This is a genomic window from Bacillus cereus, from assembly GCF_015071065.1.
Taxonomy (GTDB): Bacteria; Bacillota; Bacilli; order Bacillales; family Bacillaceae_G; genus Bacillus_A; species Bacillus_A cereus_BA.
The window spans coordinates 18,467-39,581 of the sequence record NZ_VOVA01000024.1; the positions used below are offsets into that span (position 1 = coordinate 18,467).

The window sequence follows — 21,115 nt, forward strand, 5'->3', positions numbered from 1 at the left end:
TACTAATGGGGAAATATAATGCTTTAATAAATAGGGGTGTGAGGTACTATCAACATGGAAAAAACATTTTATAAATTTATTGGTAGTCATGTAGGGAATGCAATTGGAAGTATTTTGTTGTGTCTGTTTTTTTATAAAAGCTTCGCACCTTACGGAACTTTTGCAATATGGGTATGTAGTATATTTGTCGCAATTTATCTATGGATGTTAAATGCACCTAAATACCGTTGGAATGAAATCAAATATTTGTTGTTTTTCTCTGTATTAGTAATATTGTCTTGTATAGTACATTTTTTTTATCCTAGTTATCCTAACTATGTACTATTACCACTTCTAATTTTTCTTGCTGCAGCTGAACCAAAGTGGGCACGAACTACTACTGTTTTATCTGCTATAACTGGCATAATTTTAATTTTATTTATACATTCTAGTATGTTTCCTTATCAAGAAATATTAATGATAACTGGTATCTATGTTTCGATTCGTAGTACATCTAAGCTAAAGGAAGCATATCAAAAAAATCAAAAGCAGTTAAAAGAATTAGACGAAGCCCATGCTGAACTACAAGAAACAACTTTACTTTCAATGCGATATGCTGCTTTTGCAGAAAGAACAAAATTAGCACGAGAAATTCATGATGGACTTGGGCATCAAATGACCTCACTTATTATTCAATTACAGGCGCTTAAAATTATGTTAAAGAAAAATCCATCTGCAGCTCATGATTCTGTCGACGATCTTTTAAAAGTAGCACGTAAAGGAATGGAGGAGGTCCGAACTGCTGTAAGGGATTGGACAAGTGATGAAAAAGATCTTGGACTTACTTCATTAAAAGGATTAATTTCACAAGTTCAGGCAAACTCACTATTACAAATAGAATTTATTCATAGTGAGAAAATATCAGAGTGGACGATGGAAGAAAGTACAATATTATATCGTATCTTACAAGAGTCTTTAACGAATATTTTAAGACATTCACATGCAGATTCTGTTATTGTGAGTGTGACAGAAATAGATGGAGTAGTAAAGTTGTCAGTTGATGATAATGGCATATTTACGGGAGATAAGGAATTAGAATTTGGATTTGGTCTGAATGGTATGATAAAACGTTGTGAGTCAGTCGGAGGCAGTTGTTCCTTTACTTTAAATGAACCGAAAGGACTACGTGTGGAAGCAAGGATTCCAATTCATAAGAATGGAGGAGAATGATGGCAGAAAAGATTCGAATTGTACTGGCTGATGATGAACCGTTTGTACGAAAGGGCCTATGTTATATTATTGGAATGCAAGATGATATGGAGATAATAGGAGAGTGTGAAAATGGCCAGGGGGTAATTAATACAGCTTTAGAGACAGTTCCAGATATGGTTATTATGGACATTCAAATGCCAGATCTATCAGGCATTGAGGCTACTAAAAATATTATGGATATATTACCAAATACTAAGGTCGTTTTATTAACAACTTTTGATGTACAGCAATATGTCCTAGATGGTATTCGCGCCGGTGCAGTTGGATATATATTAAAAGATACAGAAACAGAGGAAATGTTAGATAGTATACGTGCCATGAATCGAGGTGCCATGATTTATAATAGTACGACGGCGAATCATGCTTTTGCACAATTTTTGAAATATGATAATGCTCCTCAGGAGGATAGTGCAGAAAATGAATATACTGAAGCTTTAACGAAGCGAGAAATTGATGTTTTACAATTATTAGCCTACGGGAAACAAAATCATGAAATAGCAAAAATTCTTTGTGTCTCGGAAGGAACGGTTAAAACTCATATTCATAATATTCTTCAAAAATTAGGGGTAACAGATCGTACACAAGCAGCTGTAATGGCAATTAGACAAAAAATTGTGAAATGAGGACCACCTTTGCAAACAGTAAAAGGTTATTAAAATTATGTTAAAACCTGTATATGAACGAATTATTATTCGCATTAAAGCTAAAATGGAATCACGTATATATATAACTGCAGAAGATGAAATGTATTAAAAACTACCTTGAAACCCTCATAGCCTCAAGGTAGTTTTTAATTTCTCTTTGAAAATTGAAGTAATCCTCTACATTCATCATATTTAGTTTGAGAATTAGAGTAGATGGTCCAGCTCTTTCGAAACCTAACGATAATAATTCATTTTCAATATCATCAGCAACTCAACTATTATATAGAAATACAAATTCAATGACTTATATGTTATGTTTTGTTACGCTATAACTAGCTTAATTTGCTGTTAACTTAAACTTATTAAGCCTATTTAAACTATTTTTAGGAGGTTTTTTTTGAATGAAGTTATGTAAGGTGAAAACCTGGTTACCGCTATCTGCAGCAATGATTACAATAATATCAAATCCAGTAGGGGCTGCGGCTTCAACAGTTTATACGGTTCAAAAGAATGATACTCTAGAAGCGATAAGTAAACAAAATGGAGTGTCCGTACAATCACTTAAACAAGCTAATAGCAAAGCGAATGATCAAATTAATATTGGAGAACGCTTAACAATTCCAGGGTCGTCAACTACAAACGAATATGTTCAAAAAAATAATTCAACGGTTTCAACTAATTCATATCAAGCAATTTACCAAGTGAAAAGCGGAGATACATTAAGTTCTATATCACAACAATACAAGGTTTCAATACAGTCTATTAAACAAAACAATAATGTGGACGGAAATCAAATTTTTGCCGGTCAACACTTAAAGATTGATACGGGTATTTCATTACAAGAAGTGGATTTAATGGCTCGATTAGTGAATGCAGAAGCAGGAGGGGAACCGTATGCAGGCAAGGTTGCAGTGGCAAAGGTAGTGTTAAATCGGGTTAACGCAAATGGTTTTCCAAATACAATTACAGACGTAATTTATGAACCTATTAAAAATGGTTATGCATTTACTCCTGTTACAGACGGTAGAATTAATCAGCATGCTACACAGGAAGCAAGAATGGCAGTAGACGAGGCTCTCACTTCAAAAGGAACAAATTCTGATTGGCTCTATTTCTATAATCCCAAAACATCGACTGACAAATGGATTACAACACGTCAAACCGTTGCACAAATTGGAAGCCATCTGTTTGCTAAATAAAAATAATAATATATTAATGGAGTTTCAAATGAGATAAGGAGAGGTTATTTTTGCGTGTAGTACATTCACTATTAGCAATAATAACAGTTATATTTTTTATTTGTGGTGTTATTGTAGTTTTATAATAAAGTTCGATTATTTAAAATAAAGAGTAATAAATTTATAATAAAGGTTGATTGAAATCCTGTTTTTTGCAGGATTTTTTTCTTTAACTAAATAGTGGCAGTTTTGCTCAATAAGGGTACATATTAGTATTAGAATGAATTTTTCCTGACGGGAGAAGAGAAAAAAGATGATTGTGATATTGCACTCCATAAAAAAGAATGTTACTCTAAAAATAGAATTATGAGAGGACTGATGGATGAATAATGATTAACTAATCTATATTTAAATTTGAAATTAATAACTTCAAACTGCAAAATATAGGGTTAGTCTATCCATTTCTACAAATCAGTTCATACTTTATTTTTCATGATTCCAATGATAAATAAGAACTTATTAAGTATAAGTGAAATACTAATCCTTCCGATTACAAATTGGGAGGATTTTTTTATTCTCTTATAGGTAAGTTGATATTTATTAATCCGTAACTGTAACCTAACAAATAAAGGAGAGAGAAAAATGAGTAATTCAGACACTATTGTTACACATGCAATGCTCTATATAAGTCGTTAATATCCATCAAACTTATATAGAGGAATTAAAAAATTGATGGATATTCCGACTTTATATGAAGATTTTCGATATATAAAGGAGGAATTATTATGTCAATGATAAAAGTTCAAGACTTAACTTTTTCATATCCAGGTAGCTTTGATAATATTTTTGAAGGTGTAAACTTTCAAATAGATACGGATTGGAAACTAGGATTTATCGGTAGAAACGGACGAGGGAAAACGACATTCTTTAATTTATTATTAGGGAATTATGAGTATAGTGGGAAAATCATTTCTTCGGTAGAATTTAATTATTTCCCTTACCCAGTTTCAGATAAGAACAAGTTCACTCATGAAATCCTTGAAGAAATTTGTCCCCAAGCAGAAGATTGGGAATTTCTGCGTGAAATATCCTATTTAAATGTTGATGCCGAGGCCATGTATCGACCATTTAAAACATTATCAAATGGCGAACAAACAAAGGTGTTGCTTGCTGCACTGTTTTTGAATGAGGGTCAATTTCTATTAATTGATGAGCCAACAAATCATCTAGACACTGATGCAAGAAAGATGGTCTCTGATTATCTAAGGAAGAAAAAAGGGTTTATTTTGATTTCACATGACAGAATCTTTTTAGATGGATGTGTTGACCATATCTTATCTATAAATAGAGCAAATATTGAAGTTCAAAGTGGTAACTATTCTTCTTGGAAGTTAAATTTTGATAGACAGCAGGAACACGAAGAGGCTACAAATGAGCGTTTACAAAAAGACATAGGGAGATTAAAACAGTCTTCAAAGCGTTCAGCAGGTTGGTCTCATGAAGTGGAAGCTTCAAAAAATGGAACAAGGAATTCAGGATCTAAGTTAGATAAGGGGTTTGTAGGACATAAAGCGGCCAAGATGATGAAGAGAGCGAAGAACCTTGAATCAAGGCAACAAAAAGCAATTGAAGAAAAGTCAAAATTACTAAAAAATGTGGAGAAAACTGAGTCGTTAAAATTAGAACAATTGAAATTTCAGTCAAATGAATTGGTTGTTTTGACTGATGTGTCTGTTAAGTATGATGACCAAATAGTAAATGAACCAATTAGCTTCATAGTTGAACAAGGGGACCGAATTGTACTTGATGGAAAGAATGGAAGCGGGAAAAGTAGTATCCTAAAGCTAATGCTAGGACATCCAATACAGCATACAGGCTCAGTTACTTTAGGTTCAGGACTCATCATTTCCTATGTCCAACAAGATACTTCTCATTTGAAGGGATCGCTAGCGGACTTTGTGGAAAGGCACGAGATTGATGAGACGTTATTTAAATCCATCCTACGTAAGATGGATTTTGACCGAATTCAATTTGAGAAAGATATATCTTATTATTCTGGTGGACAAAAGAAAAAGCTGCTTATCGCTAAAAGTTTATGTGAAAAAGCTCATTTATATATATGGGATGAACCATTAAATTTTATTGATATTTATTCGCGTATGCAGATTGAAGAGCTTATTCAACAATTTAATCCCACAATGGTTATTGTTGAGCATGATAAGGCATTTCAACAAACAGTTGCAACAAAAATTATATCTATATAGTTCAAAGTGAATGATTGAAGATTTGTGCTGATTCCATTTATCAATATCTCGCCGAAAAAAAACGCACCTACAAAGCTGCTTTTTCTTTCGGTGATTTTTTTGAATTGAGATATAACAATGCCCTTATAATAACAAATATTCCTTTAAGATCATCTAGTAATGTTGTTCGCCACGTTTCAGAGATGAACAACTCATTACGAAGAAGAACATTTAAAAGCAAGTAGATACTTCCATAGGAGTATACAAGCAAAAGAGACTCTATAATGGAGTCTCTTTTGTTATAAGATATTTTCGACTCATGTTTCATTTATTATATCTTTAAAATATAGTTTCATATCCTTAGCTTCGAGTTCATTTATTTCAAGGGGGAGCGCAATCATCACATTTAATATTTATACTTAGTATGTAATGCTTTTATTTTGCATCAATAATGTCCATAAATTTAAGATTAATCCTGTTATAAAAAGCATCTGTACATAGTATAGAACAATTCAATGGATCAATATCAGTTACGGTCATATAGTTAGTAAGCAAATAGCCATCTTCGTAATATGTAATCAACACCTCTTCTTCAGATAGTAATGAGCATAATAACATGTTCTCGATAAGTTCTTTTTCTTCAGAAGTTAAGATTGGACGTGCTACTTTATTCTTTTCCTTAATAATCTCACGTATACCATCAAATTGTTCTGTCATTGCAGCAAATGGCGTCCATTTCACCATTCCTCTTCCCTTTGGCATATTAGCGTTGTTCATGATTTGTGTCCTCCTAACAATGTGTTTCTGTATCTTGCTGTAGCACTATTTGTATAAGAAATTCCTCTTAATATGCTGTTCTTACCAAACTTAGTGCGTATTTCATCCATTACCTTCGTTAATTTCATTTCTTTTTCTCGTTGTATTACATTGTCAAAAAGAGATATTTGTTCTTCACCTTCATTGATTAAGTTGGTTAAAGAAATATTGATGGATCTAATTGGTTCCCCGGTATAAAACTTATGTAAAAAATATGTACAAATATGATAGATATCCATTGTTAAATTGGTTGGTCGGTTCATAGTGTGAGTTTTTCTGAAACCGCCAGCGTAATTTTTACTGTAACCAATGGAAAAATGGATTGTTTGAGCTAGTTTATTTTGTCTTCTCATTCGATAACAAACTTCCTCGATATGTTCCAGAAGGATAATCGGAAATTCTTCTATTGTGTAATCACGCATGAGTATTTGGCTTTTGCCAATAGAAGTTGTTGCCGGAACGTATTTTTCTGAAATACGACTCAAATCTATGCCATTGCTATGTAAGTGCATTTCTACGCCAATGATCCCGAAGCTTTGCTTTAAGTACTTGAGAGGGTATTGTGCTAAGTCCCCAATCGAATATATTCCTTTTCGATTTAACTTTGCTTCTGTTTTACCTGAAATCCCCCAAAATTTACTGAGTGGTCGTATCGGCCATAATTTTTTGGGGACATCTTCGTACTTCCAATATGCAATGCAGTCTTTTGTTTTCTTCGCTTCCACATCTAATGCTATCTTACTCATTAAAGGATTAGGTCCAATCCCAATCGTGCACTCAATTCTTGTTTTCTCATATATTTCACGTTTGAATTTCAATGCGAATTCATATGGATTATCTGCAAACAGATGGATACTATTTGTAATATCCATAAAGAATTCATCGATGCTGTATTGGTGAAAATCTTCAATAGGAACGCATTGTAGAGCTAATTTCGTTATGTAATTTGAGCATTTTATATAAGTTCCCATGATTGGGTTTACCACAAGAATGTCTTTACGCCGTGGTATTTCGTACAACCTTGCCATTTTCTTAACACCTAATGCCTTTAATGGTGGTGTTGCAGCCAAAACAATAGAGCCATTTCTGTTAACATCACCGACTACAGCTAATTTTGTATGAAGTGGGTCTAATCCCATTTTGATGCAACTAACGGAAGCATAAAAGCTTCGAAGATCAACACATAAAATGATTCTATTCGGTAAAAGTGAATAGTCATACACCATGATTCCTCCTAATAATAAGAACGTTTGTTCTTATTATACACGAACTTATGTTCTTTTATGAAGTGGCTTTCGAAAAAATATTTAATTACATGAAGTAGAAATGCGTAGAATGAAAGAGAGACAATAACAGCTTAATGTTTTTGAGGTTTCTAGGCTATAAACAGTACTATCTATATTAGGTAGTACAGGAAGAAAGTGATGGGAAGGGGTGTTCTTTATATCATTTTCTGAGCATTTAAATAAGCGTTGACTGTGATTTATTCCTTATGCTAGCATATAGATAATTTAATCAAGGCGGTGGAAATGTATAGTATTACGCAAGGTATTTTAACCTTTTAAAAAGTTAGAGTAAGTCATCCGTATAAAAGAGGCTTCTTTTTAAGAGTTTACGAAAAAATATATTTTCATATAACAGATTTAAGGAGGGATATTGCATAAATGGGGCAGGTTATACAAGAGTTTTTTTCTCCAAGTAAAAACTATAAGGTTCAAATTATTAAAAGAAAAGATGGTTTGTATACAACAGAAGCTTATAGATGGATGGAGGATTGTGGTTATGAATTTTGGAGTTATATATCACAAGGATTTTCTTTGATAGATAGTGAGGAACATGCGCGAAAGATTGCTATGGAACAACTAAAGGAATGTTCAAGGGAAAGTTTTTAGAAATGAGTTAGTAAAAATTATATATATGAATGCGATTAGCAGGATTCCAAGATGCACAAGAAAAAATGCCAGGTAAATTCTATATTTTTGTAAAATGATAACAAAAGTAAGCATAAAACCGTAGAAATAATTTATTGTATTCGTATTGATGTTTTGGTAGGTTCAAAAAGTAATGCTATGAATTGGGGACGTCAAACTGTTAAAGTAAAAGTTTTATGATAACTATGGTTACCCAAATAGAAGCCAGTTCTCTTTATTGAGACTGGCTTCTATTTTTAATGGTCATAATGCTCCTCAAAAATAAGTACTACTATCTACTGATGATGGAAAGCGATTAGCGATGTTGATGTTTATTACAAATTTGTAAGGTTATGTAATGTAAATCGATAGAATTGGATGTTTGAATAAGATAACCTGTTTAACGGATAGAAAATTCTGAAAAAAGGAGTGGGATGGATGAAGAAAAGTAAAAGAACATCTAGTTTTCTTAAAAATGTTGTATGCATATTTATTTTCATATTCATTATGAGTGAATTGACTTCCACGAAAGTAGCAAGGGCAGAATCGAACATATTGGCTGATAGGAGCATAGAAAACTTTAAGAAAAAGATGGATGAGCAAGTACCTAAATGGCAGGAGAACTATGATGTACCAGGGGTTGCAATAGGAGTTGTACATAATGGGCGTATTGCTTATACACTTAATTATGGTTATGCAGATAAAGAGAAGAGAAAAGAAGTGAATGATAATACTTTATTTCAGGCGGGTTCGGTGTCCAAAAGTCTTACTGCTTGGGGAGTTCTACATCTTGCAGACGAAGGACTTTTATCATTAGATGATCCGGTTGACAAGTATTTAAACAAATGGAAATTACCAAATTCGAAGTTCGATAATAATGAAGTCACGATAAGAAGATTACTAAGCCATACGGCAGGATTACCCACACATAAAGGGTATTTAGGAGTGGTACCTGGGGAACAGCTTGATTCTATTAAAGAATCACTGTCTGGGAAAGAATGGCATAATGATCCGGTTGAAATAATTAAGAAACCTGGTTCAGAAGCGATATACTCTGGAATTGGCTATACGATTTTACAGCTTGTTATTGAAGAGGTGACCGGGAAACCCTTTGACCGTTACATGGAGGAACAAATTATGAAACCATTAGAGATGAAATCTAGCTCATTCCGACAAAGTTTGGAGAACTCTAATCTTTCGAAGGCGTATGGATACTTTGGACAGGAAGTTCCGAATTATCAATATACAGAACAGGCTGCTGCAGGTCTCAAAACAAATGTTACGGATATGATGAATTTCATACTTGCAAGTATGGACACTAATGATCATAAAGGTAAGGGGTATGGTGTTATCAAAAGTGAACGTGTGGAGGAAATGCAAAATCCGGTATTAGGCGAGAATGGTTTAGGTATATTTGAGAGTCAGTTATCGAATCAATGGAAAATGATGTATCATTCTGGTGATAATCGAGGGTGGCATTCCTTTTATGGCTACATTCCGAATACAAAGGATGGATTAGTCATTCTCACAAATGGTGAGAATGGTAAAGACTTAAGACAAGATATTTACCACGAATGGATAAAACACGAGACTGGGAAGTTCCCTGAAAGTTACTTCGCCTTCAAAGAGCAAAGAAAAATCAATGCTATTATATCCGTTATTATTGGGGCAACACTTGGTATATACTTGCCACTATTTGTAATTAGTTTGAACAAGTGGAAAAGAACTTTCATTTTGAAGCACGAGAAAAAGCCTTACATCAGAGTTGGAGTTAGAACGCTTCTACTTTTTAGTATTGCTCTGTATTTGTTTTGTCGCACCTACATGTGGAGTACTTTAAGTTTAAGTGTAAGCAATAGAATAAATATAATGCTCATAATGGCATGGATAATAGCGTTATTAATTACTGGATTCTTTCCAAAAAAACGAAGTAGCACAAATAAAACGTTAAAAGCTGAAGTTTATAAACCAAAAGGAAATTAAACGGGTAGTTTGTTTAGGCGCATAAAATAATAGTTAGGTTTAAATAGAGTACTAAATATAAGTGAATAGTAACGTACAAAAAGGGCTGCAAGTAATTGGCAATCCTTTTTGTACGTTAATTAAATAAAAGTTGGAATTACTGAATTGTTTTTGATTACCCAATTTATAAATAATTCATGTAAAAGAGTTAATGATGAAATTAGAAATGGTATTTTAGCTTATATATGATTTGTTCTCATGCTGTAGAGAAATTTTTCTCTACAGCATGTTTTTGCGTTTAAACGTTTTCGAGTGAGGATATGGATATTTATCGATTCCCAGTTTGAGAGTTTTACGGAAATTGAATGGAAAGTGATGGTAATAGTTGTGTAGGAATAGAATTTTTAAAAATTAAACTTTAATGTAAGTCAGCAGTTGGAACTGGTAACTATCTACTGTTAGGAAGTTTAAAGGTAGCCGAGGGCAAAGGGGAGGGGATTGTGCCAAATAATTTGTACATTGTCAAATTATTTATACAATGTTGAATTAGTTGTGTATATTTTATAATACAGTATGGATAAAGAACGTTTCTTTATTCACTAAAATAACATTGGCATAGTTTTTGCTTGTATAAATTTAAGGAAGGAGGATTGAATGTAAGAAATGTGTATGATTAATCGTAGTAAAAAGCTACTATTTCATCACTATTTTTACGTGTATTTATAGGGAACTGGTAATAAATACAAATAGAATGTTCACTTATAAAAATTCAGAATTTTCTTACTTATTAGGAGGTAACGGTATGGTTAAGTATTCGAAATTTTCTAAACTGATTATCGGTGTTGGACTCGTGACAATATCATGTAGTGGTTTACAAATTCAAGCAGAGACAAAAGAAAAAAATGTGAAGAACGTATTACAAATGGAGCCGGTAGGATTAAGAAAATCCGTTGATGAGTTAGCGCACCCTTCGAACGTACAAGAAAATGGATCATTTACTAAACGTTTAAAGTTAGCAGATTTATCGCAGCGTCCACCGATGCCAAATGAGAATGCTAAACAGCTTGTTGAAGAAAAGAAATATTCAATGGCTGAATTAAATCAATTAAGCAACAAGCAATTGACCGATCTTCTGGTTACGATTCAATGGTATCAAATTCCGGAGTTATTTCAGTTTAATAATGATAGTCTCAAATTCTATCAAGATGATAGCCGTATGCAGGCAATCATTGCTAAGCTAGCAGAACAAGGACAAGCCTATACGAAAGATGACTCAAAAGGAATTGAGACATTAGTAGAAGTTTTACGCTCAGGTTTTTATTTAGGTTTTTATCATCAAGAATTAAGTAAACTAAGTGAACGTGTCTATCATGATAAATGTTTGCCAGCTTTAAAAACAATTGCGAAGAACCCGAATTTTAAACTTGGTACAACAGAACAAAATAAAGTAATTTCGTCTTATGGGATGTTAATTGGAGGGGCGTCAGCTGATGTAGAAGTTATTCAATATGCAGGTGAAATCTTTAAACAATATAACGATAATCTTTCTACGTTTATTGAAGATCGAACTAAAGGCGATGCTGTATATAATTTGATGAAAGAAGTTGATTATGAAGTTCAATCGTATATGAATGCTACAGGAAAAGAACCAAAAGATATGCTGTGGTATGGAAAAATTGATGGCTTTATTAATGAGATAAATCGTTTTGCACTAATTGGTACAGTAACAGACAAAAACGGATGGCTAATTAATAATGGTATTTACTATGCTAGTCGTTTTGGCAAGTTTTATAGTACACCAACAAAAGGACAGCAAGTTGTTACAGAAGCAATGGGGATATATCCATATTTAGGGCAACAATATTTTGTTGCAGCAGAACAAATTGCTACTAATTATGGCGGGATAGATGCAAATGGAAAAACGGTAAATTTAGATCAAATTCGAGAAGATGGTAAGAAACATTATTTGCCAAAAACGTATACATTTGATGATGGGGCTATTGTCTTTAAAGCGGGAGATAAAGTTAGCGAAGAAAAAATTAAACGTTTATATTGGGCAGCAAAAGAAGTACGATCTCAATTTTATCGTACAGTTGGTAGTGATAAACCACTCGAAAGTGGACATGCTGATGATGTGTTAACAATGGTTATTTATAATAGTCCGGATGAATATCAATTTAACCGTCAACTATACGGATATGAAACAAATAATGGTGGAATGTATATTGAAGGAACAGGAACCTTCTTTACATATGAGCGTACACCACAGCAGAGTATTTATAGTTTGGAAGAATTGTTTCGTCACGAATTTACACACTATTTACAGGGCAGATACGAAGTTCCGGGATTATGGGGTCAAGGAGAAATGTATCAAAATGAACGCTTAACTTGGTTTGAAGAAGGAAATGCGGAGTTTTTTGCAGGCTCAACGCGATTAGACAGCGTAGTACCGCGAAAAAGTATCATTGGTGGATTGTCTAATGATCCTGCGAAACGTTACACAGCAGCGCAAACATTAAATGCAAAATACGGAACGTGGGATTTTTATAATTACTCGTTTGCATTGCAATCGTATATGTATAATAATCGTCCTGATATGTTCGATAAAGTGCATGATTTAATTCGTACAAATGATGTTCCAGGTTACGATGCGTACCGTTCTACATTAAGTAAAGATAATAAATTAAATGAAGAATATCAAACTTACATGCAAATGCTGATAGATAATCGTGATAAGTATACAATTCCACAAGTATCAGATGATTATGTAGCACAGCACAATCCGAAACCACTTTCGGATGTTGCAGCAGATATCACCAATGAAGCGAAGTTAAAAAATGTGAAGGTAACAAAGAATAAATCACAATTCTTTAATACCTTCACACTACAAGGAACATATACAGGAAGTGCGGCAAAAGGGGAAAATGAGGATTGGAAGGTGATGAATCAAGCAACGAATGATATGCTGAAGCATCTTGCAGAAAAAGAGTGGAGCGGATACAAAACATTAACTGCTTATTTTGTAAATTACCGTGTCAATGCCGCTGGACAATTTGAATATGATGTTGTGTTTAGCGGAGTGAATACAGAAGAAGGTACTGCTGTAGAAAAAGAACCGAATAATTCATTTGATGCAGCGAATCCATTATTTTTGAACACGTTATTAAGAGGAAACTTAAGTGATCAAGATCAAGTTGACAGATTTGTTATCGATGTAAAGGACCCAAAAAATTTACAAATTACTGTTACGAACGAACAAGACCTTGGACTGAACTGGGTGTTATACTCTGAATCGGATCTAAATAATTATGTAACTTATGCAACAAAACGTGATGGAAACAAATTGCTTGGAAATTATAATGCGAAGCCAGGGAAATATTACTTAAGTGTATATAAATATGGCGGTGGAGCAGGGAATTATACGGTAGAAGTAAAATAATTTTAAGTAGTCGTTTTTAGACAAATAGATGCCCAGAGGCATCTATTTGTCTTTTTTTAATGAAATGAAGATGTATATACAAACGATAAACTCCAATACCTTCCCTTAAGAAATTAAGAATTTTGTACTAGGGTTTATTTCATATGCAAATTTTTAAATAGTTCATATCAAATCTTTAGTAAACAGAAAAAAATCTAGTTGAATGGATTCTTACTTAATCTTAGCTTGATGGCTATGGGGTTCCAGCACATCACTATCAAGCTAAGAAATGTAAATACCCCCAAAACGAGAAAATTTACATTTTTTTGTTTTGGAGTAGTTTTTCGAAAAAACAATAGCAAAAATCTCTCGATATTTGAGCGTCCCAAAAATAATCGGTTTTGGGATACTAATTTACAGCAATTCAAAAATGATTCAAAAGGTCTATGTATTTCTGAAGTACTGCAAAATATTATCTCGAACTTTTTGACACATTGTTTTTCATAGAAATTACACCACATTAAAAGGTGTACCTTTTGATATGTGGAATTTAGAGTTTATTAAAAGATTCTTTGATTTTTATAGATTTATTCCTACACTTTATATTCTTTAACTAGCATAGATGAAAAAATGAATAATTAAAAATTCAATTAATATGCTAAGTTGAAATGAGATGGAGGTGAAATTGTAAAAAAAGGAAAGAAAGTAAAAGTCTTTTTTTCGAATATAACATATATGATGACTGAAAAAGTATGGTTTGGTTATTTGTGTGTAAAGACTGTGATGGTGGATTGGCTCTTTATAATGACGCCGATTTTTGGGCCCATAGGATTTATAATCGTATTGTTTCGTTTTTGGAGATTGGAGAGGAAGAAGAAAAAAGTTTTGGTAGATCGTAAAACGGGAATTGCTTCAATTGAAGCAATTCTCGTTTTTTGAGTGTTCACTATCTTTGGACTGTAATATGTTATGCATAAGTAATGTTGATGAACGAGAAAAATGATGTAATTGTATAGAATGAACCACCGAGATTACGATTCTGGACCATTTATTTTTTCTTTTTTGTACAGTTCATCATTAAATCGATTCTAGCAATCGATAGACAAATAAAAAAAGAGTATAGTCCTTAATAAAAAGGAGAGATGGTTTTTCCGATACGGGAACATAAGTGGATAAAATCTATGCCGAGAAATAGTATGGGGAAGGGAATAGTGTATCAGAGGGAAAATGAAGAGACTGTTGTAGTTAAATCTTGAGGGTGAGCATTTGGAATGTATTCAACTTAATCATTCATTAAAGTAAACTATATAATAGAAGAAACTCGTCTTAAATGAAAAATGGAGAAATAAGTAAGTCTAAATTTATACAGCCAATATCGTAAAAAGTATAAAGTTTACTAAATCAAAATCAGCTATATAATCAAGCCTTGAAACACTATAGTATTAAGAGGATAAATAACAAATCCCCTTTTTTCACTTTGTACTAGTATAGTTTCTTTTAAAATTCTTGCGTTGTTTAGAGTGGTGGATATAAACATTATAAAATATGTTATCTACCTTAGATGATTACTATCATTTTCTCATTAAAATGCTGTTTGAAATTATATAAAATTGCATCTTATAAGGAAAAATGTTATTTGTAATTAGAACAAAAAGTCTTCAATCTAGGTTGAGGACTTTTGTACATAGGACGGCATACATAAAGAAATTAGTATTTAGTTGAATAAGTTTATCAAATTCAGTATCTCAGAAAAGGTAAGTACATGATGATATGATATTTCAGCTAGAAAGGAAAAAATCAGAATATGTCTATAAGTTCTTCCATTTTATATGAAGTTTCCAATCGAATTGCATTTGTACAACGAATGATTTTATTATGTGTATCGATACTTAAAACCATTATGTATTCATTATTTATGCTATAAGTTTTAGATGCAAAATAGGTTTCCTTTATATTTACTAAGTGTGAATATAAAATAATTTGCAATTATTGTATTAATTCTGTATATAATTATATACAGAATTAATACTTCGAATCATGAAAAGGGGAAAATTATGAGTAGTATTATATTATTCGATGGAGAATGTAATTTTTGTAATCAAAGTGTACAATTTATCATTCAAAGGGACTCAAAAGGCTATTTTTTATTTGCATCACGTCAAAGTACTATTGGTATTAATTTATTAAAAAAGCATAATATTAATGACAGCATAGATAGTATTATTTTAATTGATACTGAAACTGCTTATATTAAATCTGATGCGATACTCAATATTTGTAAAAAATTAGATGGGAATTGGTGTAAATTATCATTATTTTTGTGGATACCTAGATTTATTCGAGACTTTTGCTACGATATATTTGCGAAAAACAGATATAGATGGTTCGGAAAAAATCAAAAATGTATTCTTCCGACACCAGAGGTCAGAAGAAGGTTCTTAGATTAAATTTAGAAATGGAGATCAATTCTAGAATTGATCTCCATTTCTAAAATATATATTTATTAAAGACTTAATAAATAATCCTGATAATTAAACCCTAATTCCTTATTCAGTTCACTTTGAATTTGTTTAAGGTTTTCAATCGTCTTTTTATAATTAGAATTTAATTGTTTTAATGTTGTACTGAATTCAGATTCCATTGTTAAGTCAGGCAATCCCTTAGCCATTTGATTTTGTTTTGAAACTAATTCCCGTAACTTTTCATCATTTTTAATCGCATTTATTTGGTTTTTTATTCCTTCCTTGTAGTTATTAATTATAATCTTATCATTTTGAATAATACCATCATAGAATAATTGGGTTTTTTCTTTAAATGTTGCTATATCGTTTATATTGTTATTAGTAATTTGTTCAATCATCGGATGATTTTTAGGGATGGGAGGAATATTATCTAATATATTAATTAATTTTTTAAAATTATTTATCTCTTCAACGCTTTCGACTTTTATATTTAAAAATGGATGTATTGAAATTCCTATAAACTCCCCAAAAGGTCCAGGGAAAATCTTTCGCAAAATAACATGCAATTGATCAGTATACAAATATGAAGGGTCTATTAAACTGGAAATTTCTTCGAATGATCTACCTGATCCCCAGTTTTCCTTTACAACTTTGATTTGGCTTTTTTTATGCTCAATATTAATGATATCGATATTTATCTTCTCTTCTATTTTTTGTAACTCTTCTATAAAAACAGTCTTGTCGTTTAAGATGTTTTTGATTTGGTTTATCGAAAAATTCAAATCCCTTAAAACTGCTATAGTTTGTAATTTTTCAAGATCATTAATCCCATACACCCTATATTGATTCTTTGGATCTTTATCAATTTCTATCAACCCAATTTCTTCATAGTATCTAATGGCTTTTTTTGTTAAACCAGTTTTTTCAGCAACTTCTTTAATATTCACTACACATCTCTCCCCATAGAATTATATATATGAATCTATTTTAAGGCTTCTCCTCAAGGGAAGGTCAAGTATTATTTTAAACCTTCCTCCTAGGGGAAGGTCAATCATCACTTCAAAACTTTCCATGCAATGGATGTCAAGAAAAAAAGGTTCCCCCTAGGGGAACCTTTAAAAAATAGCCATATAAATTATTATCATGTGCAGAACCGCAAATAAATATATTGCATATATAGCTTGAATAGACAATTTACTTACATAATAAGCGACTACCATGAATACTGGAAAAATAAACAATCCAATATATTTTTTAACTATGATATCTGGATTGTTCCATTCATTAAGGTGTACTGGAATATCATTATAGCTAAAGGGATAAGCTATAATTGAAATTATAAAAACTGATGTGATAATTGTTAAAATAACTCTATTGTTGTACAGCCAATACATAAATACCTCTCCTTTTATCTGAAATTTCAAACTATAAAACATTTTCAATATCTCTTTAAAAATACGAAAATTCGATTATAATTATAGAGCGTTATTAGCTTTTTTGTAAAATATAGTTCTCAATTCTAGAAATTAGGCTAAAAAAACAGAAAGGAATAAAAAAAATGAAAACAGGGGTTAATTACAAATCAGTAGCAATTTTTAGTATTGCCATTGTAACAATCTGGGTTGTTTTTATATTTTTGACTGTAATATCAGCTTTAGATTCTTCGGCAATTCGCTTATCTAAGCATAATAAAACAGTAATAAGTATGGTATACCCACAAAGTTGGGGGTTCTTTAGCAAAAATCCTCGAGAACCGGTATGGAATATTTATGGTTTGGACAATAAACAATTTACGAAACATTGGCCCAATAATTCCCTAAATAATATATTCGGATTAGATCGATTTGGAAGAACTCAAGGTATAGAATTAGGTTCTATATTAGGACAGCTTCCTCCGAGTGAAAAATGGCACGAGTATAATAAAGACACTAAATTAAACTCCACCGAGGATGCTGATTTTTTAAAAGTGAAGAATGTTAATCCCTCTCCGTCGTTATGTGGAAAGTTAATAATCACCTCTGAAGAACTAATTCCATGGGCTTGGAGCAAAAATACGGAAGTTAAAAAAGAAATTAAAAAATATATAAGGATTGATGTGAAATGTTCGTTGAAAGATTAGGGAAGCAACTTACAAATTGGGCTAGCAATACAATACCTTGGACAAATGTTTATGGGGTGGCAAGGAGCTTAATGGCCCTGGCGACACTACTTACTCTATTGCTAAATGATACATCCGTATTCTTCAAGACACAGGATAAACAATTGGAGTTTTCCCACACTTTTAGTATATTCTTATTGTCGCCGCATTTTAAACATATCGAATTAATTAAATGGCTATGTATTTTTATTCTTTTTCTTGTAGTAATTGGATGGCGTCCTAGAGTTACTGCTCTTTTCCATTGGTGGATAGCATATAGCTTTCAAAATTCTGCATTAACCTTAGATGGTGGAGATCAAGTAGCAGCCGTATTTACATTTCTCCTATTGCCTATTGCGCTAACAGATTCAAGAAAATGGCATTGGTCTAGCTACAATGATAATAGGAAATATGAAATATATTATAGATTAATGGCCCTCTTAACTATTAATATAATCAGAATTCAAGTTGCAATGTTGTATTTTAATTCTGTAGCAGCTAAGTTAAGAGAAGATGATTGGATAAACGGAACTGCTGTATATTATTATTTAAATGATTATATGCTAGGATTACCAGAACCACTTCTTAAGTTATTTAGTTTTGTTCTAAATTCCGAACTTGTTGTATTGCCTACCTGGGGAGCTCTAATTGTACAAACAATATTAGTATGTGGACTTTTTGCTCCAAAAAAATCTTGGAAGTACATACTTTTGGTAGGAATATTGATGCATGAGGTATTTGCAATTATGTTAGGATTAATCTCTTTTTCTATGACTGTATGCGGTATTTTAATCCTGTATTTGGTTCCTATAGAAAAAAATATCAAATTTAAATATTGCAATTATTTTAAAGTGTTGTACAATGAGGTTGTCCAAAAAACAAGGGGGAAGAAAAAATATGAACTACATGATTAACCACAAAAAACCTTTATTATCGATCGCTTTGGTAATGGCTTTGCTAGTTTCAATGATTTCCATACCACTTACTAGAGCAAATGCTGAAACTTCTGTGAAATTTACAGGGGAAGAAATTTATGCTGGTATTTTCTTTGGTCAGGGAGAAATTGCAGAATTATTGCCTGAAATCTGGGATAAAAAAGCATTAGAGACAATTGATCCAAAGGAACTGGAAAAGCTTTCGAATGAAACAATTGAAAAACTTAAACAAGAAAAACCAAATTATTTTAAAGAATTGCAAGCAGCTGTTTATGCTAAAGATTATAAAGGTGTAGATGACATTTTAAAAGAAAGCGCTACAGTTTTAACTGATGTTTTAAAAAGTGATGTATCTAAGGACAAAGGAACTGCAGCAGCTATTGGAAAGTGTGCAAGTGCAGTATGGTTATTATTAAATGCAGCCGTTGCTGTAGAAGTAATTGCAATTGGAGTCGCTGTTTTAGTAAGAAATGTAAATAATGATACACTTGATAATGGATTATCAAATGAACAATTAATCTCAGATATAGTAAATCGCATTAATTAATTAATTCAAAATGTTAACTACATAAATTAATAAGGTTAATAAAATAATTGGACTAATTTAATGTTATTAATAAATAATGAAGTTAATTTTATAGAAAATTTATAATCTTTACTCTTAAAAAGCAGAAATACTATAATCATTTATGGTACTTCTGCTTTTTATAGCTTCTAATATAATGTCTAGTACTTCAAATCCGTGAGAAAAAGGCCCGCTTTTCTTCACGGATTTACGCGTTGTACTTGGGTCGTGATCTAACTTTTGTTTTGTTGTACGATGTTTGGATCAATCAAATTGATTTTGGCTATATCATTTTTGTGGGCATAGAGCTTTATGAGGCTCTGACGCATCTCTATCAAATTAAAGGTACTGGGGGTATGCGAGGGCTACTGATTTAGATTTCTAAGATTGTACTAAATATGAGCATAACAAATAAATCTATTAAATAAATTTATTTGTTATGTAACTTTGAAACTTTGTGGCAACGTATAATAATGCACAATACCTATTTTACAGTAATAAAAAATACAGTTCTGGTGCAAAAAGCGTACCTTTTGAAACGCTTTTACAATTGTAGCAATATTCATCTTCATAAAAAGAGATAGCTATAATTAGCTATCTCTTTTTATTTTCAATTATCTATTTTTATCATTGCACCCAAGAGGCAAAATTATTATATCCATCATCTTCAATCCAATCATACACACGATAAGCCAATGACAATCTAAAGAATTTCCCTCTATGTGATTCAGGAGCGATTTGATTCAACTTATATGGTGCCAAATCTGTATATTCCACCCATTTACCCCCTGCCCACTCATACAAATGTAACTGTTTACCGTCTTCACTATATTGATACCCTAGATAATCGAAGGGATTAGGCCCTTTGCTTTTAATATTTCCATATTTATCTTTAAAACCATTAATATGAATCCCTAGTATTTTATTTCCTTTTTCTATACTTTTCATAATTTCATATCTCACCCATCTTCTATTAAAAGTCTGGGATCCGATTAAAACACATGTAACCGAGGTATTGTTAAGTCCGCCATTTATTAATCTTTTAAGAGCTATATCACTTGTTTTTTTTGCATCTTCCCAAAGAGATGCATCAAAGACCCCCGCAGCACTTTGATTTAATTTTGTTACCCAATGATTTCTTACAACATTTACTCTAAAATCAATTACATCCTGATAATGAAAACTAAAAAAAACTCTTTTCGCCATAATTTCATGGTCCTCAAACGAAATAGTGAAGGAAACTATACATATGGGTACTATAATTTTGGCTATTCCAATGGATTTCTTGGATTACAAATATTTATCGAAACATTTTCTGTCGAATTGCCACCAATGTTTACCTATAATGAAAATTTTTTCGGAACAGAAGATGAACTTATTGAATATATAATGGCTAATAGAGATGAGAAAATTCATAATTACTGTAAAAAAATAATTACTGAATTACCCAAAAAAACAATACCTTATTTCCCTCCATGGTATTGCTAAGTAATGGAATTATTTGCTTTAAAAGAAGAAACAAGCTTAGAATCCTTATAGTTCAAGGATTCTAAGCTTGTTTTTATTATTCCCAATTGATAATTTATAAGATAGA

16 protein-coding genes are annotated in these 21,115 nt (G+C 32.0%); 12 read left to right on the forward strand and 4 right to left on the reverse strand.

The window, feature by feature from the left end:
- Positions 1 to 54: 54 nt before the first annotated feature.
- From FT637_RS26920 to FT637_RS26935, 4 genes are all read left to right on the forward strand, one after another.
- On the forward strand, positions 55 to 1,209 hold the full coding sequence (locus FT637_RS26920; RefSeq protein WP_193648854.1) for a sensor histidine kinase: 1,155 nt from the start codon (positions 55 to 57) through the stop codon (positions 1,207 to 1,209).
- On the forward strand, positions 1,209 to 1,874 hold the full coding sequence (locus FT637_RS26925) for a response regulator transcription factor (protein ID WP_319805971.1): 666 nt from the start codon (positions 1,209 to 1,211) through the stop codon (positions 1,872 to 1,874). Before FT637_RS26920 ends, FT637_RS26925 begins: the two co-directional genes overlap by 1 nt.
- Positions 1,875 to 2,296: 422 nt before the next feature.
- Positions 2,297 to 3,094 (forward strand): cell wall hydrolase, encoded by a 798-nt coding sequence (locus FT637_RS26930; protein WP_193648856.1) that lies wholly within the window; start codon positions 2,297 to 2,299, stop codon positions 3,092 to 3,094.
- Between the two features lie 764 nt (positions 3,095 to 3,858).
- Positions 3,859 to 5,337, forward strand: coding sequence for an Lsa family ABC-F type ribosomal protection protein (locus tag FT637_RS26935; protein ID WP_193648857.1), 1,479 nt, complete (start codon positions 3,859 to 3,861; stop codon positions 5,335 to 5,337).
- Between the two features lie 414 nt (positions 5,338 to 5,751).
- Here the strand turns inward: FT637_RS26935 and FT637_RS26940 are convergent, their stop codons facing one another.
- Both FT637_RS26940 and FT637_RS26945 read right to left on the reverse strand, forming a co-directional pair.
- Positions 5,752 to 6,093 carry a YolD-like family protein gene (locus FT637_RS26940; protein WP_113770967.1) on the reverse strand — a complete coding sequence of 114 codons (342 nt, stop codon included), beginning with the start codon at positions 6,091 to 6,093 and terminating at the stop codon, positions 5,752 to 5,754.
- Positions 6,090 to 7,355: a Y-family DNA polymerase gene (locus tag FT637_RS26945; protein ID WP_193648858.1), complete on the reverse strand. Its 1,266-nt coding sequence runs from the start codon at positions 7,353 to 7,355 to the stop codon at positions 6,090 to 6,092. Before FT637_RS26945 ends, FT637_RS26940 begins: the two co-directional genes overlap by 4 nt.
- A gap of 441 nt (positions 7,356 to 7,796) precedes the next feature.
- Between FT637_RS26945 and FT637_RS26950 the strand changes: the two genes are divergently transcribed.
- The 5 genes from FT637_RS26950 to FT637_RS26970 all read left to right on the forward strand — a co-directional run bounded on the left by FT637_RS26950 (position 7,797) and on the right by FT637_RS26970 (position 15,869).
- Positions 7,797 to 8,024, forward strand: a complete 228-nt coding sequence (locus FT637_RS26950; RefSeq protein ID WP_113770965.1) for a hypothetical protein — start codon at positions 7,797 to 7,799, stop codon at positions 8,022 to 8,024.
- Between the two features lie 456 nt (positions 8,025 to 8,480).
- Positions 8,481 to 10,025 (forward strand): serine hydrolase, encoded by a 1,545-nt coding sequence (locus FT637_RS26955; RefSeq protein WP_193648859.1) that lies wholly within the window; start codon positions 8,481 to 8,483, stop codon positions 10,023 to 10,025.
- A 781-nt stretch (positions 10,026 to 10,806) separates the two neighbouring features.
- Positions 10,807 to 13,443: a collagenase ColA gene (locus FT637_RS26960; protein ID WP_193648860.1), complete on the forward strand. Its 2,637-nt coding sequence runs from the start codon at positions 10,807 to 10,809 to the stop codon at positions 13,441 to 13,443.
- Positions 13,444 to 14,160: 717 nt separating this feature from the next.
- Positions 14,161 to 14,361 (forward strand): hypothetical protein, encoded by a 201-nt coding sequence (locus FT637_RS26965; RefSeq protein WP_193648861.1) that lies wholly within the window; start codon positions 14,161 to 14,163, stop codon positions 14,359 to 14,361.
- Positions 14,362 to 15,476: 1,115 nt separating this feature from the next.
- Positions 15,477 to 15,869: a thiol-disulfide oxidoreductase DCC family protein gene (locus FT637_RS26970; protein WP_193648862.1), complete on the forward strand. Its 393-nt coding sequence runs from the start codon at positions 15,477 to 15,479 to the stop codon at positions 15,867 to 15,869.
- A gap of 56 nt (positions 15,870 to 15,925) precedes the next feature.
- Here FT637_RS26970 and FT637_RS26975 read toward each other — a convergent pair whose 3' ends face one another.
- Positions 15,926 to 16,831, reverse strand: a complete 906-nt coding sequence (locus tag FT637_RS26975) for a MerR family transcriptional regulator (protein ID WP_193648863.1) — start codon at positions 16,829 to 16,831, stop codon at positions 15,926 to 15,928.
- Between the two features lie 611 nt (positions 16,832 to 17,442).
- On the opposite strand from FT637_RS26975, the gene FT637_RS26980 reads away from it, so the two are divergent.
- The 3 genes from FT637_RS26980 to FT637_RS26990 are packed head-to-tail and all read left to right on the forward strand — an operon-like array spanning position 17,443 to position 19,503.
- The gene (locus tag FT637_RS26980) at positions 17,443 to 18,003 is read left to right on the forward strand and encodes an SdpA family antimicrobial peptide system protein (protein WP_193648864.1); all 561 of its coding nucleotides are present in this window, start codon (positions 17,443 to 17,445) and stop codon (positions 18,001 to 18,003) included.
- Positions 17,985 to 18,935 (forward strand): sporulation-delaying protein SdpB family protein, encoded by a 951-nt coding sequence (locus tag FT637_RS26985; protein WP_193648865.1) that lies wholly within the window; start codon positions 17,985 to 17,987, stop codon positions 18,933 to 18,935. Before FT637_RS26980 ends, FT637_RS26985 begins: the two co-directional genes overlap by 19 nt.
- Positions 18,919 to 19,503: a sporulation delaying protein family toxin gene (locus tag FT637_RS26990; RefSeq protein WP_193648866.1), complete on the forward strand. Its 585-nt coding sequence runs from the start codon at positions 18,919 to 18,921 to the stop codon at positions 19,501 to 19,503. Before FT637_RS26985 ends, FT637_RS26990 begins: the two co-directional genes overlap by 17 nt.
- Positions 19,504 to 20,148: 645 nt before the next feature.
- On the opposite strand, the gene thsB is transcribed toward FT637_RS26990, so the two are convergent.
- Positions 20,149 to 20,727, reverse strand: a complete 579-nt coding sequence (thsB, locus tag FT637_RS26995) for a Thoeris anti-phage system ThsA activator ThsB (RefSeq protein ID WP_193648867.1) — start codon at positions 20,725 to 20,727, stop codon at positions 20,149 to 20,151.
- Between the last annotated feature and the right edge of the window lie 388 nt (positions 20,728 to 21,115).

Excerpts from the sequence above, each read along its gene's own strand:
- FT637_RS26955 (WP_193648859.1), top strand. The coding sequence starts at position 8,481 with ATGAAGAAAAGTAAAAGAACATCTAGTTTTCTTAAAAATGTTGTATGC.
- FT637_RS26930 (WP_193648856.1), top strand. The coding sequence starts at position 2,297 with ATGAAGTTATGTAAGGTGAAAACCTGGTTACCGCTATCTGCAGCAATG.
- FT637_RS26990 (WP_193648866.1), top strand. The coding sequence starts at position 18,919 with ATGAACTACATGATTAACCACAAAAAACCTTTATTATCGATCGCTTTG.
- FT637_RS26970 (WP_193648862.1), top strand. The coding sequence starts at position 15,477 with ATGAGTAGTATTATATTATTCGATGGAGAATGTAATTTTTGTAATCAA.
- FT637_RS26935 (WP_193648857.1), top strand. The coding sequence starts at position 3,859 with ATGTCAATGATAAAAGTTCAAGACTTAACTTTTTCATATCCAGGTAGC.
- FT637_RS26980 (WP_193648864.1), top strand. The coding sequence starts at position 17,443 with ATGAAAACAGGGGTTAATTACAAATCAGTAGCAATTTTTAGTATTGCC.
- FT637_RS26940 (WP_113770967.1), bottom strand. The coding sequence starts at position 6,093 with ATGAACAACGCTAATATGCCAAAGGGAAGAGGAATGGTGAAATGGACG.
- FT637_RS26925 (WP_319805971.1), top strand. The coding sequence starts at position 1,209 with ATGGCAGAAAAGATTCGAATTGTACTGGCTGATGATGAACCGTTTGTA.
- FT637_RS26965 (WP_193648861.1), top strand. The coding sequence starts at position 14,161 with ATGACTGAAAAAGTATGGTTTGGTTATTTGTGTGTAAAGACTGTGATG.
- thsB (WP_193648867.1), bottom strand. The coding sequence starts at position 20,727 with ATGGCGAAAAGAGTTTTTTTTAGTTTTCATTATCAGGATGTAATTGAT.
- FT637_RS26985 (WP_193648865.1), top strand. The coding sequence starts at position 17,985 with ATGTTCGTTGAAAGATTAGGGAAGCAACTTACAAATTGGGCTAGCAAT.
- FT637_RS26950 (WP_113770965.1), top strand. The coding sequence starts at position 7,797 with ATGGGGCAGGTTATACAAGAGTTTTTTTCTCCAAGTAAAAACTATAAG.
- FT637_RS26960 (WP_193648860.1), top strand. The coding sequence starts at position 10,807 with ATGGTTAAGTATTCGAAATTTTCTAAACTGATTATCGGTGTTGGACTC.
- FT637_RS26920 (WP_193648854.1), top strand. The coding sequence starts at position 55 with ATGGAAAAAACATTTTATAAATTTATTGGTAGTCATGTAGGGAATGCA.